This is a genomic window from Mesorhizobium huakuii, from assembly GCF_030160235.1.
In the GTDB taxonomy this organism is placed as follows: domain Bacteria; phylum Pseudomonadota; class Alphaproteobacteria; order Rhizobiales; family Rhizobiaceae; genus Mesorhizobium; species Mesorhizobium huakuii.
On the sequence record NZ_BSNY01000051.1, the window covers coordinates 192,339 to 208,102 of the forward strand.

The window sequence follows — 15,764 nt, forward strand, 5'->3', positions numbered from 1 at the left end:
GGGACCGCTTTCGGGCGCGATCCTGTTGGAGGAGACTAAGGATCGACTCGTGAAGGAGGGATTGGACTGACCGTTCGGGGACGCAGCTAGAGATGGCGTTGGATGACGACATCCGCATCCTGTCCGCCGTGAGGCTCTTCGAGGGTTTCACGCAGGAACAGTTGCGCCTGCTCGCCTTCGGCGCCGAGAACACCCTGCTGCAGGCCAATCACAAACTCTATCGCGAGGACGACGAGGCCGATTCGGCCTATGTCGTGGTCAGCGGACGCATCGTGCTCTATCGCGAGCAGGGTGGCGAGCGTATCCCGATCGGCACTGCCGGCCCCGGCACCATCCTGAGCGAACTGGCATTGATCGCCGACACCAACCGGCTGACCAGCGCGTCGGCCGAAATCGACTCGGAAGTGATCCGGCTCAGCCGCAAGATGTTTCGCCGCATCCTGGAGGAATATCCGGAAGTGGCGGTTAAGCTGCACAAGCGCATCTCCGAGGAGTTTCAGGCCATGATCCGCCGCATCGAGGAGCTGGCGCCACGGTTTTCGGGGTAGGAAGGGTGAGGCGGGCATGACTTTGCAGCTTGTTCGCGCCACCGAGAACGATCTTCCCTTCATCATGGCGACCGAGCGGCGCGAGGGCTACGACGCCTTCCTCGGGCGCTGGGATGAAGCCCGTCATCGAGAAGCCTTTGCCGATGCCGGGCATGTCTATCTTGTCGGGATCGAAGGCTCATCGCCAATCGGCTTCGTGATCCTGCGCGGTTGGGCTTCTGCCGAACGCGTGACACTGGTCAAGCGCATAGCCGTCGTCGCGCCGGGACGGGGCCAGGGCAGAATGCTGCTGGCGGCAGCGATTGACCGGGTCTTTGTCGAAACCGACGCCTATCGGCTCTGCATCGGCCTCTTTCCGGACAATCATCGCGCGCGGCGCGCCTACGAGGCCGTTGGATTCACGGCCGAAGGCATTGCGCGAGGCAGCGCGTTCTTCAATGGCGTGCACCGCGACGAACTGGTCATGGCGCAGCTGCGGCCGGAATGGGAAAAGCGCCGCGCAAGATAGCCGGCACCTAGTCCAGATCGAACCGCGCGATGACGGGCACATGGTCCGACGGCCGCTCCCAGCCGCGCGCCGCCCGCAGGATTTCGTAGCCGGTGAAATCAGGCACCAGGTTGGGCGACGACCAGACATGGTCGAGCCGTCGGCCCCGGTTCGACGCTTCCCAGTCCTGCGCGCGATAGCTCCACCATGTGTAGAGCTTCTCGTCCAGCGGCACGTTGTGCCGCATCAGGTCGACCCAATTGCCGGCGAGCCGCATCGCCTCGAAATTTTCCGTCTCGACCGGCGTATGGCTGACCACATTGAGCAATTGCTTGTGCGACCAGACGTCGTGCTCGAGCGGCGCGATGTTGAGGTCGCCGACCAGCACCGAGGCGGACACTTCGCTATGCTCGGCGCGGATGGCGTTCATCTCGGCGACGAAATCGAGCTTGTGCTTGAATTTCTTGTTGATTTCGGGATCTGGCTCGTCGCCGCCCGCCGGAACGTAGAAATTGTGCAGCAGGATCGTCTTACCGCCGGCGCGCACCGTCACCGACAGATGCCGGCTGTCCTCGATCTCGCAGAAGCGGCGCTTTTCGACCACCTCGATCGGCCGCCGCGCCACCGTGGCGACGCCGTGATAGCCCTTCTGGCCATGGAAGGCGATATGCTGGTAGCCGAGCCTGCGGAATGCCTTTTCCGGGAACAGCTCGTCTGGAACCTTGGTTTCCTGCAGGCACAGCACGTCGGGCGCGTATTCATCGAGCAGGCGCTCGACGATCGGCATGCGCAGGCGCACGGAGTTGATGTTCCAGGTGGCGATGGAAAAGGGCATTGGCAATCCGGACAGCGTGCAGCCGGCCAGGATCGATGGGCCCTGACCGGGGAAGACGCCTTTTGAGGGAGTCGGTCCGGAAACTGCCAGCCGGGCGCCGCAAAGACAAGCCGGGCCATGCTCGGAACCTGCTCAGGCGCGGCCCAAGACGCGCTGAGATTCAAGTCAGGCCGAATCGAGAATGGTGGCTTCCGGGGGTCGCCCTTGCGACGAGCGGAGCGTACTTTTGGGTAAGTGAGCACCGTTCTACTGCGCCGCAGTAGAACGGGGAAGCGCAGGAATCCGCCATTCGCAGGCCGGCCTCACCTGAATATCTGCGTACCTTAGCGCGTCTTCGTGTTCAGCTCGCGGTTCGCCGTATAGTCGATGGCAAAGGTGTCGGGCGCGAAGCTGACGCCTTCCTTGGTGTTGAAGATCATCACCGTCGTATCCTTGCCTTGCGCGTCGGTGATCGTCCACTGGCGCAGATCGTAGGTCTTCGGATCGAACATCATGGTGATGCGCGCATTGCCGAACACCGACTTGTCGGAAAGCTGGATGGTGGTGAGGTCGTCTTCTTCCTTGACGCTCTTGACGCGGTCGCCGGAGAGGTCGATCCGGTCATCGAGCAGCAGCTTCAGCGGCGTCTTCGACAACGGATAAAGGTCCGATGTGTTCATCTTCTTGTTGAGGATGACCACCGACTTGCCGTCGGAAATCACCTTGAAATTCGACGCCCCGTCATAGTTGAAGCGGATTTTGCCCGGCCGCTCGAGGAAGAATTTGCCGCCGGTCTGCTCGCCCTTGGGGCCGAACTGCACGAATTCGCCGCTCATCGATTTGACCGAGGAAAAATGGTCGGCGATCTTTTGCGCGGCGGCGGGCACGGCCGCCTGCGCCGAGGCCAGAAGCTCGAACCCGGGCACCACGTTGAAGGCGCCTGCACCCACAGCGACAAGGCCGAAGCCGAGGAGCTGGCGGCGGGTCGGGGCAAAATCGCTGAGCTTGGAACGATCGTTTTTCATGTCGGTCACTCTCGTGGTGATTCCTGTATCTGTCGCTGTCCTGAACCCCCAGTTGGGCTGAAGTTTGGCGGGGCGAACGCTGCTTGGTTGCTGAACGCGCCAGAAGGTTCAAGGTTGCCGTCAACGCCCCGCCATCAGAATTTGTCGTCCTCCGTCGGCACCAGGATTTCGCGTTTTCCCGCATGGTTGGCCGGGCCGACAATGCCTTCCTTTTCCATCTTCTCGATGATCGAGGCGGCACGGTTGTAGCCGATGCCGAGCCGGCGCTGGATGTAGCTGGTCGACGCCTTGCCGTCGCGCAGCACCACCGCCACCGCCTGGTCGTAGGGATCGTCGGAATCCTCGAAATTGCCGCCGCCACCGCCACTGGCGCCACCGCCCTTGCCGGACGGTTCGTTCTCGTCCTCGTCGTCATCCTCGGTAATGGCGTCGAGATATTCGGGAACGCCCTGCAGCTTCAGGTGCCCGACGATCTTTTCGACCTCGTCGTCGGAGACGAAGGGGCCGTGCACGCGCTGGATGCGGCCGCCGCCGGCCATGTAGAGCATGTCGCCCATGCCGAGCAGCTGCTCGGCGCCCTGCTCGCCCAGAATGGTGCGGCTGTCGATCTTGGAGGTGACCTGGAAGGAGATGCGGGTCGGGAAGTTGGCCTTGATGGTGCCGGTGATGACGTCGACCGACGGACGCTGCGTCGCCATGATGACATGGATGCCGGCGGCGCGCGCCATCTGCGCCAGGCGCTGCACCGCCCCCTCGATGTCCTTGCCGGCGACCATCATCAGGTCGGCCATTTCGTCGATGATGACGACGATATAAGGCATCGGCTCGAGATCGAGGTCCTCCGTCTCGTAGATCGCCTCGCCGGTCTGGCGGTCGAAGCCGGTCTGCACGGTGCGCGAGATTTTCTCGCCCTTCTTCTCGGCCAGCTGGACGCGGGCGTTGAACCCGTCGATGTTGCGAACGCCGACCTTGGACATCTTGCGGTAACGGTCCTCCATCTCGCGCACGGTCCATTTCAGCGCCACCACCGCCTTCTTCGGATCGGTGACGACGGGCGTGAGCAGATGCGGGATGCCGTCATAGACGGAGAGTTCCAGCATCTTCGGATCGATCATGATCAGCCGGCATTCCTGCGGCGTCAGCCGGTAGAGCAGCGACAGGATCATGGTGTTGATGGCGACCGACTTGCCTGAGCCGGTGGTGCCGGCGACCAGGACGTGCGGCATCTTGGCGATGTCGACGATGACGGCCTCGCCATTGATCGTCTTGCCCAGCGCCAGCGCCAGCTTTGCCTTCGTCGTCTCGAAATCGCGGCTGGCCATGATCTCGCGCAGATACACCGTCTCGCGCTTGGCGTTCGGCAATTCGATGCCGATGGCGTTGCGGCCCGGCACCACGGCGACCCGGCAGGCGATCGCGCTCATCGAGCGGGCGATGTCGTCGGAAAGGCCGATGACCCGCGACGATTTGATGCCGGGGGCCGGCTCCAGCTCATAGAGGGTGACGACGGGGCCTGGGCGCACGGCGATGATCTCGCCCTTGACGCCGAAATCCTCCAGCACGCCTTCCAGCAGGCGCGCATTCTGTTCCAGCGCATCCTTGGACAGACTTGGGTCGCGCGCGACGTTCTTCGGTTCGGACAGGAAATGCAGCGACGGCATCTCGAACTTGTCCGAGCCGATCAGCGAGGTCTGCGCCTCGCGCTGGACGCGCGCGCCAGGCGCAGGCCGCGGCGCCGGCGCCTCGACGCGGGTGGCGGCGTCGGAGCGGAACTGCTGCACCTTGGCCGTTGGCGATGCGCGGCGCTGGGCGACGGGCGCCTCGTCGAAATCCATGTCCTCGTCGTCGCGGTCGAAGATATCGTCATCGTCCGGATCGACGGATACGCTGCGGTCATTGACCATGGCGGCGAAGAATTCCGGCTCGACGCGGGCGCGGCCATCCGGGCTCATCCGTTGCTCGGCGAATTCGGCCGATTCGACGCGCTCGGCCGCGCGCCGCCAGGCGCTGGCGCGGGGCTCCATCTCCGGCTTGTATTCGTCGCGTTCCTGCCTGCGGCGCACCGCGCGGCGATGCATCCACGCGCGCAGCGACAGCCACCAATGGGTGATGGCGCCGAGCGCCAATATGCCTTCGTCGCCCTCATCCTCTTCATTATCGAACAGAAGATCGTCCTCGCGCGGATGCGCGGCCGGCTCTTCCATCACGGCGAAGCCGTTCTTGCGCCCGATCAGCGCCGAGCCATAGGCGAACAGCCAGAGCGTCGGCCCGGCCAGCAGCACGGCGAGCACGCTGGCGATCAGCCCGGTCGGATAGCCGCCGATGAGGACGCCGGGAATCTTGAGCACCATGTCGCCGAACACGCCGCCGAGGCCTGTGGGCAGCGGCCAGGTCTTGGGCGGAACGACGCAGCCGGCGATCGCGGCGGCGAGCAACGCGAAACCGAACCAGAACAGCCCCCGCTTGGGCAGCCTGTCGACGCCGCGCGCCGAAAACAAGAGATAGCCCCAGATGACAGCCGGAACCAGCGCCGCAACCGCGGCAAGGCCGAAGAACTGCATGGCGAGGTCGGAGAAGACCGCGCCGGCATAGCCCATGGCGTTGGTGACGGTGTTGTTGGTGGCGTGTGAGAAGCTTGGATCGGCAACGTTCCAGGTGGCGAGGCTGGCGATCCCGAAGGCTACAGCCGCAAACAGGCCCGCGCCGACCAGCCGGCCGACCTGGCGCCGTGCGAAAGCCTGGATGCCGTGCCCCGTATCGGTCATCGCGAGCGGTGCTGAAGCCCCTGAACGCATGCTCTTCCCCGTCAGATTGCCTGGCCAGAGCGCATGACGCACTCCGGCAGATTCGGAGGCCAGACTATCGGTGGGAAGGTTAAGGGCGCATTAACTATAAGAGGTTGAGATCATCAAACCCGTCACTTCAGGTTGCAGCGGAAGCGGACAGGGCGTGCAGTGTCGCCGTGCGGCCACCAGGGTGGACAGAGGCATGCGGTCTATCTTTCTTCGCGTGGCGGCTCTGGCCTGGGCAGGGCTTAGTCTCCTGCTCGCTGCGCGCTGGTTTGTCGAGCTCGGAATGGCAGGCTTTCCCGATGGCTACGTGACGCCCTTTGCCAGGGAGACCGGCCCACTCCTGCACCTGCTCGCCTCCGCCTGCCTGATACAGGGCCTGTATTTTCTGTGCCGAACTCTCTTCGGCAAGGAATTTGGGGGGCTGGGTCTTGGCCTGCAAATTCTGATCGCGGCCATGCTGACGGTGATGCCGGCGTTGATTGTCTGGAATTGCCCCCATTCGCAGACGTGCAGCAATGCCTACGAAGCGCTGACAAACACCATGATGGACGATGGGATCGGCGGATAAGCCCCACCACCGGACGGGCATCGGGAACGCCTGCGTCAAAGCGCACTGGCAAAAACGAAACGATGGCGGGCACGTAGACCCGCCATCGTTTCGCTCGACAACAAAAGGATCGGGCCTCTGCCCGATCCCGCGCGATCAGTTGTGACCGGCGTACATCATCAGGTTGGCGCAGAATTCGGCGTGAGGTTTGCTCATCGCCGCGTCCTGGCATTCCTTCATCATCTTGTCCTGCTTGTCCTTGGCCGTCGAGGCCCAGGCTGCCTTGAAGCCTGCCTCGGGCTTCATGGTCTTCATGCCGGAATCGGTGAAGAACGGCGCCATATTGTCAGGCTCGTCGAGCGCGCCAGCAAGTGCAACACCGCTGACCATCGACAGAGCCAGTGCTCCCAGGAAAATGTTCTTGATGTTCATCAGTTGGTTCCTTCCCTGTTGGTAGCGAGCGCCAGAACGGCGCTCGTTACCCCAGTACGGAGCCGGAAAGCCCTATGTTTCTTCCCTTTGGCGGATCACGCGAACGTGATCATTTCGAAAAACGATTCCTCCTTCATCTTTTCCAAGCGTACGATTTTCCAAAAAAAGAGGCCCGAATTGCTTCGGGCCTCAATGCGTGAGCCTCTTTCGAGAGCGTCACGACGGGATCTCTGGGGCAATTCCCGGGAAAGCCGAATTGCGGGTTTCCCGGATTACGCTGGGAAGCATGGGGCCGGCGGGAGGAGGATCCGCCGGCCCCTTGGCGAAGCTCGCCTTACGGCACAACTTCGCCATGCTGGGAGATGTCGAGGCCTTCGACCTCTTCCTGGGTCGTCGGACGCAGGCCGACCAGCGCCTTGACGATATAGAGGATCACGAAGGTGGCGATCGCCGTCCACAGGATGGTGAAGACGATGCCGTAGAGCTGCTTGCCGATGGAAGCGTCTTTGCCGAGCGCATTGATCGCCGGATCGGCGAGCACGCCGGTCAGCAACGCACCGACCACGCCGCCGACGCCATGGACGCCGAAGGCATCGAGCGAGTCGTCATAGCCGAACATGTGCTTCACCTTGACCGCCGAGATGTAGCAGACCACGCCGGCGACGATGCCGACGATGAAGGCGCCGGTCGGGTTGACGAAGCCGGAAGCCGGCGTCACCGCGACGAGACCGGCGACCGCACCCGAGATGATGCCGAGCACCGAGGGCTTCTTGGCGACGATCCATTCGGCGAACATCCAGGCCAGAGCCGCCGCGGCGGTGGCGACCTGGGTGTTGAGCATGGCGGCACCGGCAAGGCCGTCGGCCGCCAGTTCCGAACCGGCGTTGAAGCCGAACCAGCCGACCCACAGCAGCGAGGCGCCGATCACCGAATAGACGAGGTTATGCGGCGCCATGTTGGTGGTGCCGTAGCCTTCGCGCTTGCCAAGGACCAGCGCGCAGACCAGGCCCGCGACACCGGCGTTGATGTGGACGACCGTGCCGCCGGCGAAGTCGAGCACGCCGGCCGCGCCAAGGAAGCCGCCGCCCCAGACCCAATGCGCGATCGGCGCATAGACGACCAGCAGCCACAGCGCCATGAAGATCAGCAGCGCCGAGAACTTCATGCGCTCGGCGAAGGCACCGGCGATGAGGGCGGGCGTGATGATGGCAAAGGTCATCTGGAACATCGAGAAGACGAATTCAGGAATGTTCGCGACCCCCGGCAGCCACAGCGTCGAAACGGTGATGCCGTGATGGAAGAATCTCGAGAAGCCGCCGATGTAGTTGTTCATGCTGGCGGATTCATTGGTGGTGAAGGCCAGCGAATAGCCGAACATGAACCACAGCACCGTCACCAGGCAGGTGATGGCAAAGCTCTGCATGATGGTGGCGAGCACGTTCTTCTTGCGCACCATGCCGCCGTAGAACAGCGCCAGGCCCGGAATGGTCATCATCAGCACCAGGGCTGTCGAGGTCAGCATCCAGGCGGTGTTGCCGGTGTCGAGCACCGGGGTGGGAGCGGCAGCCGGTGCGGCAGCGGCAGCGGCCGGAGCGGCTTCCTGCGCAAAGGCGGCGACGCTGCCCAATGCTGCCAGAGCAAGCGAGCCCAGAAGGGCCGCCCGTCCCGTCGTCTTCAAGGTGGAAGAAATATTCATTGAACTCTCCATTGGAATACGTGTTCGCCGCTCAGAGCGCGTCGGTGTCTGTTTCGCCGGTGCGGATGCGCACCGCCTGATCGATGCCGAAAACGAAGATCTTGCCGTCGCCGATCTGGCCGGTCTTGGCCGCGGCGGTGATGGCTTCGACGGCCTTGTCGACCATGTCGGCACTGACAGCGACCTCGATCTTGATCTTCGGCAGGAAACTGACCGCGTATTCCGCTCCGCGATAGATTTCCGTATGTCCCTTCTGACGCCCGTAGCCTTTGACTTCGGTGACGGTCAGGCCCTGGATGCCGACGGCGGTAAGCGCTTCGCGCACCTCGTCCAGCTTGAACGGCTTGATGATTGCCATCACGATTTTCATAAGGTTTCACCCTTTGCTGTTGCGGTCCCCCGCGTTTGCACGACTTCACCGATCCCAAAGAGCCGGAGAGTGCCCACTAGGATTCAAGCTCCGTGCCAAGTGCCGAAGCAGCGTGTTAACCTGTTGTAAATAAAGGGAATGGGGCGATTGGAGGCAGCGAGTGCCAATGCCTGCGGCACGTCACATGCTCAAAAATTATGCAATTTTTCGATTTTGCCTAATTTGCCGGCTTTGAGCACGATCGCGAAAAGCCGGGCCGGGTTTTCTCGGGCAAACGGTTTTCGTTTGTCCAGTGATCCTGCTCAAACAAGACTCGCAATGCTCAACGCTTGAGCCGGATCAACCCTTCCTGGGCCATCGAGGCGATCAGCGTGCCGTCGCGCGCATAGAGCGTGCCGCGGCTGAAGCCGCGCGATCCCGAACTCGACGGGCTGTCCTGCGCATAGAGCAGCCAGCCATCAAGCGAATGCGGCCGGTGGAACCACATCGAATGGTCGAGGCTCGCCGCCTGGATGTCGGGATCGAACAGGCCGCGCCCATGCGCGAAGGTCGAGGTGTCCAGCAGCGTCATGTCGGAGAGATAGGCCAGCAGCACCGATTGCAGCGCGCGGTCGTCGGGAACCGGGCCGGCAAGGCGGATCCAGACATTTTGCCGGGGCGGCAGCTTGTCGCGGCTTTCGTAGTGCTGGAGATTGACCGGCCTGAGTTCCAGCGGCCGCTCGCGCGCCCAGAAGCGACGCACCGCTTCCGGCACACGTTCGGCCCTTTCGAGCAGCTGGCGCTGTGTCGGCAGCCCTTCCGGCGGCGGCACGTCGTCGGGCAGCGCGAACTGGTGTTCCAGCCCCTTCTCGTCGACCTGGAACGAGGCCTCCAGCGAAAAGATCGCCTGTCCGTGCTGGATCGCCAGCACGCGTCGGGTGGTGAAGGAGCCGCCGTCGCGGATGCGGTCGACCTCGTAGACGATCGGCACCCTGATGTCGCCCGGCCGCATGAAATAGCCGTGCAGCGAATGCACGAAGCGGTCCGGCTCCACCGTCCGCTGCGCCGCCACCAGCGCCTGTGCGATGGTCTGGCCGCCGAACACGCGCTGCCACTCCACCTGGGGGCTGCGACCACGATACAGATTGTGTTCCAGCCTCTCGAGGTCGAGAATGCCCAGAAGCTCGTCGATCGCCGCCGTCATGTTTTGTGACCTCGCCGCAAAATTGCTATGGCGGTTTCCGACAGGAAGAACGAGCCGTCAAGGGCGCGGGCCCGGACCGGTGCGCAAGGAGCCAAGACAATGGAACGCAAGGCGGACGCCAAGACCAGATCCGGGCTCGATGTCCTCGTCGCCGGCGCCGGCTATGTCGGCCTGGCCACCGCCGTCTCGCTGAAGCAGGCGCGACCGCATCTGGCCGTGGCGCTGGTCGATGCCGCGCCCGCCGGCGCCTGGCAACGCGACGGCCGCGCCTCGGCCATCGCAGCGGCCGCCTGCCGCATGCTCGACCAGCTCGGCGTCTGGGCCGAGATCGCGCCACAGGCGCAGGCGATCACCGAGATGATCATCACCGATTCGCGCAGCGCCGATCCGGTGCGCCCGGTCTTCCTGACCTTTGGCGGCGAAGTGGCGCCGGGCGAGCCTTTCGCCCATATGGTCGCCAACAAGTCGATGAACGGTGCCTTGCGCGCCAGGGCCGAGACGCTCGGCATCGACATCATCGAAGGCGTCGCGGTGCAGGGTTTCGAGACCAATGGCGCCGGCATCACGGTTCATCTGGCCGACGGAGCCGCGCTGACGGCACGGCTGCTGGTCGCCGCCGACGGCGTCAACTCGAAGCTGCGCGACATGGCCGGCATCAAGACGGTGAAATGGGACTACGGCCAGTCCGGCATCGTCTGCACCGTGGCGCATGAACGCCCGCACAATGGCCGCGCCGAGGAACACTTCTTGCCGGCCGGCCCCTTCGCCACGCTGCCGCTGAAACCCGACGGGGATGGCACCAACCGCTCGTCGATCGTCTGGGTCGAACGTACGGAGGATGCCAAGGCGCTGGTGGAAGGCGACGATCTGGTGTTCGAGCACGAACTCGAACAGCGTTTCGGCCTGAAGCTCGGCGAGATCCGCGTCGCCGACAAGCCGCGTGCCTGGCCGCTTGGCCTGACCATTGCGCGTGCCTTCGTCGCCCCGCGCGTGGCCCTTGCCGGCGACGCCGCGCACGGCATCCATCCGATTGCCGGCCAGGGCCTCAATCTCGGCTTCAAGGATGTGGCGGCGCTTGCCGAGGTGATCGTCGAGGCCGACCGGCTCGGCCAGGATATCGGCGCGCTCGACGTGCTCGAACGCTACCAGCAATGGCGCCGTTTCGACACGGTGCAGATGGGCATCACGACGGATGTGCTGAACCGGTTGTTTTCCAACGACATCACCCCGCTGCGCACCGTCCGCGACATCGGCCTCGGCCTCGTCGAACGCATGCCCAGGCTGAAGGAGTTTTTCATCCGCCAGGCATCGGGATTGTCCGCAGGCACGCCGCGGTTGCTGAAAGGCGAGGCGATCTGACGGTCTCGCCGGCACGCGAGGGCGTGTTGAGATTCAGGTCAGGCCGAGTCGAAAACCATGGCTTCCGAGAACCGGAGCGGAGCGTACTTTTCGTACGTGAGCACCGGAAGCGCAGGAAGCCGTCGTTTGCAGGCCGGCCTCACCTGAATATCAGCGCGCCCTAGAACGTTTCACCGTTTCATGGAAACGGCGAACCGCTCTAACTCTTTGTTTTGACGCAATTCCCAAGGGAAAGCGCGCTACGCGCTTTTCCCGGGAAAACCGCTCACACTTTTCCTGGAATTGCCCTAGTTCACTTCAAAACCCAGCTTCTGCCGCAGCCGCAGAATGCGCTGATCGGCGATCTCCAGCCGTTTCTCGCCGCCCTGGGCCGCACGGTTGACCATCTGCAGCAGGTCGTTGCGCTCGGCGACGTCGAGACGCTCGCGCAGGAACGGCGCCAGCTTGTCGATGACGATGGTGGTGTCGTCGATCTGCGCCGCCGCCCATTTGGCGTAGATCACCGCCTCGTCGGTCTTCTTCTTGTCGGCGATCTCGGAGATGACCGCGCGGATGACGGCCTCGCGCTGCGGCAGCACGGGGCCGTTCTCGGAAACGATCGCGGTGATCAGCGTCGCGGCGGCCACCACCGGATCGTCGATCGCCGTCAGCGGCGACAGGGCCGCCTGCTTGCGCAGCTTCTTGCGCCTGATGTTGCCTTGTACGCGCCCGACGACATCGGCGACCTCGCGCGCGGCGTCGTTCATCGCCTTCATCCGGTACCACCAGAACGCGGCCGCTCCCAGCACGCCAAGGACAGCAATCAGGAAAGGCATGTCGAAATCCCCCAGCAATCCGCGCGACGATAGGAGAACTGTCGCGCTCCTTCAACACGCACGGGTTGCCCTGGGCGCCGAAAATTCAATTTGCGGCTGGTGAAGCTTGGGCGATCAAACAGGCCAATCGGCGCCGTTGCAGCCAGGCGTCACCTATGACCCCGGCACGTTGTAGATCGCGCGCACCTCCACGGTGCCGATTTCGGCCAGCGGAATCTCACCGGCGATCTCCAGCGCCTTGTCGAGACTATCAGCCTCGATCATGACGAAACCGAGCAATTGCTCCTTGGTTTCGGCAAACGGACCGTCAGTGATCAGCCGCTTGCCCTGGCGCCGCCGTACCGTCTTCGACGTCTTCACCGATTGCAGCGCCTGCGCGATGATCAGCTTGCCCTCCTGATCCAATGACCGATCGTGGGCCATCGAATCGGCGTCGAGCTTGGCCAGACGCTCCGGCGTCATGGCATGGAGGTCTTTTTCCTCCCCATAGACCAGGCAGACATATTTCATTGCGAGCTCTCCTGCTGAGACGAACCATAGGATGCGACGACGAGCGTGTCAGCCTTGCCCTCGACCGCCGCCGCATGGTCGAGCAGGCATGCCGCGACCCCGATGATGGCGACCGCCGCCAGCAGCCGGCCGAAGACGGGCGCCGGCGGATCCAGCCAGAAGTCTTCCTGTCGCCCAGCCTTGCGGCCTGGCCTCTTCCACAGCGCGAAAAACAGATTGTCCATGTGAACCTCCATAAGGCCACAATCCCATGGCCGCCCGCAGGACGGTCGGGCCGGATGGCAGCCGACATTTTTGCGCGAATATTTCTTCCGGCAGCCCAGATCTTTTTTGCGGTGGCAAATGGGCCGTCATCGTGCCGTGGTGCAAACAGCGCAGTGGTCTTCGCGCCCACCCGCGCTATAGTTGACCGGACGCCGGGGGCTCACCCGGGCCGAGTTCACGACAACCCCAAGTTTACGACAAACCAAGGAGGACTTCATGGACCGCACCGCAACCGCCGTCTGGAAAGGCAATCTAAAAGAGGGCAAGGGCACGCTCGACAGCCAGAGCGGGACGCTCAAGGGCACGCCCTATTCCTTCAAGGCGCGCTTCGAGGACGAAAGCGGCAAATCCGGCACCAATCCGGAAGAGCTGATCGCGGCCGCGCATGCCGGCTGCTACGCCATGCAGCTGTCGCACTTCCTGGCCGAGAACGGCACGCCCGCCGCCGAGCTCGACGCCAAGGCCGTGGTGACGCTGGTTCCAGGCACCGGCATCACCGGCAGCGCGATCACCCTGATCGGCAAGGTGCCCGGCATCGATGCGGCGAAATTCAAGGAATTGGCCGAGAAGGCCAAGGCCGAATGCCCGGTCTCCAAGGCGCTCGGCGCCATCAAGGTGTCGCTCGACGCCAGGCTCGGCTGAGCAGAGGGACCCGAAGCGACGAACGCCGGCTTTCGGGCCGGCGTTTTCATGAGAGCAACTCCAGGCGGCTTCAGCCGCCCAGCGCGTCAAGCCTGGCGCGAAGGGCCGCGACTTCCTGCTCCAGCGCCTCCAACCTCGCTTCCAGGTCGGAGTGAGGCATGGCCGGCGCGCTGCGTTGCGCCGACAGGGCTGCAACGTCCACCGGGCCGGCGAGAAGATGCACGTAGCGGTCCTCGCGCTGGCCCGGCCCGCGCGGGATTTCCTGGACCAGCGGCGGCCGGCGACCGATCAGCATGTCGAGTTCAGCGCGCAGGTCTTCGATCGACGAGAACCGCGCCATGCGCTCGGCTCGAGCAAGCAGTTCATGCGCCGTCTGCGGGCCGCGCAGCAGGAGCAGGCCGATCAAGGCGGTCTGCGGCGTGGTCAGCGAAAAGCGCTGCGCCATCTGATGCTCGTAGCGCTCGACGCGCGAGCCGAACATCTGCCGCACCAGCCCCTTCTGCTCGAGCAGCTTCAGCGCCCGGTGCACCTCCGTCTGCTCCAGCGCCATGACCGGATCGCGCGCCGTCTTCTGGTTGGCGGCGGCAAGGGCTGCGTTGAGCGTCAGCGGATAAACGTCAGGCGTCAGCTCCTTCTTCTCGATCAGGCAGCCGAGCACGCGCGCTTCGATGGGAGAGAGGATGGGAAGGTCTTCGCTCATGGATTTCTATGCCCAAAGCTTCCGATACCATGACCGTTCGCGAAACGCCCCCCATTTTCGATCGACGAATGCGCTACGAAGCGTCACACTTTTCAGTCCTTTTTCTCCCATCGAGGCGCGATCTGGCATCGGACTCATGCACCGGCGCGCTTCGGCGCTAGAGAGCATCGGTCCCGGGCGCCTCGGCCTTCCGCTCAGGTTTCGGCCGCCAGAATGACCTGACGAGGATATCCTCGGCATAGACCGCATCATCGAACTGGTCCTGGCCAAGTTCCTGGACCAGCGTCGGCCGATCCCCCAGCAGTGAGACGCCAAGGGCGGCCTGGCCATTGAGGGGCGGCACGCCCAGTGCGTCGAGGATGGTGGGAAATATGTCAATCGTGCCCGAAAATCCGGTATGTGTTTTGGGCGGAACGCCATCTCCCGAGAGGGAGAAGAAGTTGCGTCGTTCATATTTGTTCAGGCGGCCCGTCACCGCGCTTGGTGCACTGAGATGGTCGCTTTGCAACACCAGAACGGTGTTCGCCATCAGACCTTCGGCCTCGGCTTTGTGAATGAAGTCGGCAACCAGCATGTTGGTGCATTTCACGGCATGGAGAATATTGGGAACTTGCGGAGAAAGTCCTGTCTTGCCGATACACTTGTCAGTCAGGTAGCCATCCATCGCATGCCCGCCGCTGACGGCGATCGTCAAGGAGAACGGTTTGCCATCGCGCTGAGCGCGCCGCAAAATGTCGAAGCTCAAATCCAGGACTTCGGCGTCGTCGGCGCCGAAGCTGTTGCCGCGCCCGGCGACGGCGGCCACCACTTCGGGCCCGCCGAAAAGCGATGAGTAGCCATGGGTGGAATAGAATGTCCCCTGACCGGTGAAGCTGAGTGGCCAACCGGTAACAAAGTGCTGCTGATAACCCCGCGCCTTCAGAACATCGCCCAGGCAGGTCAGGCCAGGCAGGAACAGCGAATTCTCCTCCAGATATTGGCGCGTTGTGAAGAACGTTATCAGCAGCGGCGTTCCGCAGTTCGCAGCGACCATCCCTGAGATGGAATTGTTGGTGTAGGCAAGCTGCACCATGTTGGTCGCCGAAACGCCGCGCCTGTCGAATTCGAGCAGCGGATCCATGACGTCGCCGAACTCCGCCTCGTTCATGTAGGAGCGTTCGGCGCTCTCGATGAAAATATGAACGAGGTTCCTGGGTGCGATGGCCACGGATGCTGCCGCGATCTCCGGCTCTGTCAAAGCGGCAATATCGACGAACCGCTTGGACAGGAAATCATGCCGCGGGTTGGGATGGATCGCTGCCGCGATCGGACGTGTCAGCATCGGGTTTGCCGCCAGGAAGAACGCCATCAGGGCGACATCCAATCCCCTCGTCAGCGTGCCGCGCGCCTTCAGTGCGCCGAGACCGAAAAGAACGACCAGAATAACCAGCATCGTGCTTCCGGTATTCCACAAATACTCAAAGACGACGCCGGGCGTCCGCATCCCGGCGCCGGCATGCATGAACATCGCACCCCAGTCAAACCCAACTTGAACAGTTGGACGTGAACGGATAGCGAACACTGTCCGTTAAGCCATTGAA

The 15,764-nt window shown here is 63.4% G+C and carries 17 protein-coding genes; 5 read left to right on the forward strand and 12 right to left on the reverse strand.

Features of this window, described 5'->3' with window-relative positions; all coding sequences use genetic code 11:
* Positions 1 to 92 precede the first annotated feature (92 nt).
* Both QQK95_RS26580 and QQK95_RS26585 read left to right on the forward strand, forming a co-directional pair.
* Positions 93 to 548: a Crp/Fnr family transcriptional regulator gene (locus QQK95_RS26580; protein ID WP_284277363.1), complete on the forward strand. Its 456-nt coding sequence runs from the start codon at positions 93 to 95 to the stop codon at positions 546 to 548.
* Positions 549 to 564: 16 nt separating this feature from the next.
* Positions 565 to 1,056, forward strand: a complete 492-nt coding sequence (locus QQK95_RS26585) for a GNAT family N-acetyltransferase (RefSeq protein WP_409371712.1) — start codon at positions 565 to 567, stop codon at positions 1,054 to 1,056.
* Positions 1,057 to 1,063: 7 nt separating this feature from the next.
* On the opposite strand, the gene xth is transcribed toward QQK95_RS26585, so the two are convergent.
* From xth to QQK95_RS26600, 3 genes are all read right to left on the reverse strand, one after another.
* Entirely contained in the window at positions 1,064 to 1,870 is an 807-nt protein-coding gene (gene xth, locus QQK95_RS26590; protein WP_284277365.1) for an exodeoxyribonuclease III, read from the reverse strand.
* Positions 1,871 to 2,193: 323 nt separating this feature from the next.
* Positions 2,194 to 2,874: an outer membrane lipoprotein carrier protein LolA gene (locus QQK95_RS26595; RefSeq protein ID WP_284277366.1), complete on the reverse strand. Its 681-nt coding sequence runs from the start codon at positions 2,872 to 2,874 to the stop codon at positions 2,194 to 2,196.
* 134 nt (positions 2,875 to 3,008) lie between these two features.
* Positions 3,009 to 5,669, reverse strand: a complete 2,661-nt coding sequence (locus QQK95_RS26600) for a DNA translocase FtsK (protein WP_284277368.1) — start codon at positions 5,667 to 5,669, stop codon at positions 3,009 to 3,011.
* Positions 5,670 to 5,862: 193 nt separating this feature from the next.
* Here QQK95_RS26600 and QQK95_RS26605 point away from each other — a divergent pair, with 193 nt between their 5' ends.
* Complete coding sequence (locus tag QQK95_RS26605; protein WP_284277369.1) at positions 5,863 to 6,234, forward strand: hypothetical protein; 372 nt, start codon at positions 5,863 to 5,865, stop codon at positions 6,232 to 6,234.
* Positions 6,235 to 6,369: 135 nt separating this feature from the next.
* Here QQK95_RS26605 and QQK95_RS26610 read toward each other — a convergent pair whose 3' ends face one another.
* The 4 genes from QQK95_RS26610 to tesB form a co-directional block, all read right to left on the reverse strand.
* Complete coding sequence (locus QQK95_RS26610; protein WP_284277370.1) at positions 6,370 to 6,645, reverse strand: hypothetical protein; 276 nt, start codon at positions 6,643 to 6,645, stop codon at positions 6,370 to 6,372.
* 334 nt (positions 6,646 to 6,979) lie between these two features.
* The gene (locus QQK95_RS26615) at positions 6,980 to 8,341 is read right to left on the reverse strand and encodes an ammonium transporter (RefSeq protein WP_284277371.1); all 1,362 of its coding nucleotides are present in this window, start codon (positions 8,339 to 8,341) and stop codon (positions 6,980 to 6,982) included.
* 31 nt (positions 8,342 to 8,372) lie between these two features.
* A complete protein-coding gene (locus tag QQK95_RS26620) occupies positions 8,373 to 8,711 on the reverse strand; it encodes a P-II family nitrogen regulator (RefSeq protein WP_013528889.1) in 339 nt (112 codons plus the stop codon).
* 322 nt (positions 8,712 to 9,033) lie between these two features.
* Positions 9,034 to 9,894 (reverse strand): acyl-CoA thioesterase II, encoded by an 861-nt coding sequence (tesB, locus tag QQK95_RS26625; RefSeq protein ID WP_284277376.1) that lies wholly within the window; start codon positions 9,892 to 9,894, stop codon positions 9,034 to 9,036.
* A gap of 99 nt (positions 9,895 to 9,993) precedes the next feature.
* Here tesB and QQK95_RS26630 point away from each other — a divergent pair, with 99 nt between their 5' ends.
* Positions 9,994 to 11,253 (forward strand): ubiquinone biosynthesis hydroxylase, encoded by a 1,260-nt coding sequence (locus tag QQK95_RS26630; protein ID WP_284277377.1) that lies wholly within the window; start codon positions 9,994 to 9,996, stop codon positions 11,251 to 11,253.
* 287 nt (positions 11,254 to 11,540) lie between these two features.
* Here the strand turns inward: QQK95_RS26630 and QQK95_RS26635 are convergent, their stop codons facing one another.
* The 3 genes from QQK95_RS26635 to QQK95_RS26645 all read right to left on the reverse strand — a co-directional run bounded on the left by QQK95_RS26635 (position 11,541) and on the right by QQK95_RS26645 (position 12,802).
* On the reverse strand, positions 11,541 to 12,068 hold the full coding sequence (locus QQK95_RS26635) for a hypothetical protein (RefSeq protein ID WP_284277378.1): 528 nt from the start codon (positions 12,066 to 12,068) through the stop codon (positions 11,541 to 11,543).
* A 153-nt stretch (positions 12,069 to 12,221) separates the two neighbouring features.
* Positions 12,222 to 12,578: a YciI family protein gene (locus tag QQK95_RS26640; protein ID WP_284277380.1), complete on the reverse strand. Its 357-nt coding sequence runs from the start codon at positions 12,576 to 12,578 to the stop codon at positions 12,222 to 12,224.
* Complete coding sequence (locus QQK95_RS26645; RefSeq protein WP_284277381.1) at positions 12,575 to 12,802, reverse strand: hypothetical protein; 228 nt, start codon at positions 12,800 to 12,802, stop codon at positions 12,575 to 12,577. Before QQK95_RS26645 ends, QQK95_RS26640 begins: the two co-directional genes overlap by 4 nt.
* Before the next feature lie 256 nt (positions 12,803 to 13,058).
* Between QQK95_RS26645 and QQK95_RS26650 the strand changes: the two genes are divergently transcribed.
* Positions 13,059 to 13,484: an OsmC family protein gene (locus QQK95_RS26650; protein WP_284277382.1), complete on the forward strand. Its 426-nt coding sequence runs from the start codon at positions 13,059 to 13,061 to the stop codon at positions 13,482 to 13,484.
* 70 nt (positions 13,485 to 13,554) lie between these two features.
* Here QQK95_RS26650 and QQK95_RS26655 read toward each other — a convergent pair whose 3' ends face one another.
* The gene (locus QQK95_RS26655) at positions 13,555 to 14,184 is read right to left on the reverse strand and encodes a YceH family protein (RefSeq protein ID WP_284277383.1); all 630 of its coding nucleotides are present in this window, start codon (positions 14,182 to 14,184) and stop codon (positions 13,555 to 13,557) included.
* Between the two features lie 157 nt (positions 14,185 to 14,341).
* Positions 14,342 to 15,691 (reverse strand): sulfatase-like hydrolase/transferase, encoded by a 1,350-nt coding sequence (locus QQK95_RS26660; RefSeq protein WP_284277385.1) that lies wholly within the window; start codon positions 15,689 to 15,691, stop codon positions 14,342 to 14,344.
* Positions 15,692 to 15,764: the final 73 nt, after the last annotated feature.

What these genes read in the sequence shown, in the direction of transcription:
- QQK95_RS26580 (WP_284277363.1), top strand. Translation starts at nt 93, where the DNA reads ATGGCGTTGGATGACGACATCCGCATCCTGTCCGCCGTGAGGCTCTTC.
- QQK95_RS26585 (WP_409371712.1), top strand. Translation starts at nt 565, where the DNA reads ATGACTTTGCAGCTTGTTCGCGCCACCGAGAACGATCTTCCCTTCATC.
- xth (WP_284277365.1), bottom strand. Translation starts at nt 1,870, where the DNA reads ATGCCCTTTTCCATCGCCACCTGGAACATCAACTCCGTGCGCCTGCGC.
- QQK95_RS26595 (WP_284277366.1), bottom strand. Translation starts at nt 2,874, where the DNA reads ATGAAAAACGATCGTTCCAAGCTCAGCGATTTTGCCCCGACCCGCCGC.
- QQK95_RS26600 (WP_284277368.1), bottom strand. Translation starts at nt 5,669, where the DNA reads ATGCGTTCAGGGGCTTCAGCACCGCTCGCGATGACCGATACGGGGCAC.
- QQK95_RS26605 (WP_284277369.1), top strand. Translation starts at nt 5,863, where the DNA reads ATGCGGTCTATCTTTCTTCGCGTGGCGGCTCTGGCCTGGGCAGGGCTT.
- QQK95_RS26610 (WP_284277370.1), bottom strand. Translation starts at nt 6,645, where the DNA reads ATGAACATCAAGAACATTTTCCTGGGAGCACTGGCTCTGTCGATGGTC.
- QQK95_RS26615 (WP_284277371.1), bottom strand. Translation starts at nt 8,341, where the DNA reads ATGAATATTTCTTCCACCTTGAAGACGACGGGACGGGCGGCCCTTCTG.
- QQK95_RS26620 (WP_013528889.1), bottom strand. Translation starts at nt 8,711, where the DNA reads ATGAAAATCGTGATGGCAATCATCAAGCCGTTCAAGCTGGACGAGGTG.
- tesB (WP_284277376.1), bottom strand. Translation starts at nt 9,894, where the DNA reads ATGACGGCGGCGATCGACGAGCTTCTGGGCATTCTCGACCTCGAGAGG.
- QQK95_RS26630 (WP_284277377.1), top strand. Translation starts at nt 9,994, where the DNA reads ATGGAACGCAAGGCGGACGCCAAGACCAGATCCGGGCTCGATGTCCTC.
- QQK95_RS26635 (WP_284277378.1), bottom strand. Translation starts at nt 12,068, where the DNA reads ATGCCTTTCCTGATTGCTGTCCTTGGCGTGCTGGGAGCGGCCGCGTTC.
- QQK95_RS26640 (WP_284277380.1), bottom strand. Translation starts at nt 12,578, where the DNA reads ATGAAATATGTCTGCCTGGTCTATGGGGAGGAAAAAGACCTCCATGCC.
- QQK95_RS26645 (WP_284277381.1), bottom strand. Translation starts at nt 12,802, where the DNA reads ATGGACAATCTGTTTTTCGCGCTGTGGAAGAGGCCAGGCCGCAAGGCT.
- QQK95_RS26650 (WP_284277382.1), top strand. Translation starts at nt 13,059, where the DNA reads ATGGACCGCACCGCAACCGCCGTCTGGAAAGGCAATCTAAAAGAGGGC.
- QQK95_RS26655 (WP_284277383.1), bottom strand. Translation starts at nt 14,184, where the DNA reads ATGAGCGAAGACCTTCCCATCCTCTCTCCCATCGAAGCGCGCGTGCTC.
- QQK95_RS26660 (WP_284277385.1), bottom strand. Translation starts at nt 15,691, where the DNA reads ATGTTCATGCATGCCGGCGCCGGGATGCGGACGCCCGGCGTCGTCTTT.